Source organism: Megasphaera indica, assembly GCF_046614755.1.
Lineage (GTDB): Bacteria > Bacillota > Negativicutes > Veillonellales > Megasphaeraceae > Megasphaera > Megasphaera intestinihominis.
Genome location: NZ_JBKKJR010000060.1, coordinates 1 through 415 on the forward strand (window position 1 = coordinate 1; position 415 = coordinate 415).

Below are 415 nucleotides of genomic sequence, written 5' to 3' on the forward strand. Positions count from 1 at the left end.
TAATGAATCTGCTAAAACACATCATCTCAAAGGAGTTACGCGATGAATTCATTATACCTCGAAAATTCGATTATTGGTAGTCTGTTTCGTTTCTTTTCTCCATATTTTTCTACGGCGACACGGCCAACGCGATTCCTACTGACATGGTTGGTCATCGCTCAGGTAGCCTTGCAGGCCTTCCCATCTCTTCGCTTTCTTCATCGGAATTTTTTGTCCCAGGTGACGCATCGCTGCTTAAATAGTTATTACCGGGCGCTTCAGAACGAAACGGTGACGAGCCATTCTCTCCGCCTTCAAACAGCACAATTGGCTTGCAGCCTGATTCCGGCGGCCTTACAGAATGAACCGGTCTTTCTCAGTGTCGATGATACGACGGTACCGAAATTCGGCAAGAAGTTCGATGCTGTTTCTCTGT

1 pseudogene is annotated in these 415 nt (G+C 46.5%); it reads left to right on the forward strand.

Annotated elements, in window-relative coordinates:
• Window positions 1-42: 42 nt before the first annotated feature.
• Window positions 43-415 (forward strand): annotated as a pseudogene (locus ACFCTO_RS12175) (IS701 family transposase); the annotation flags it as partial.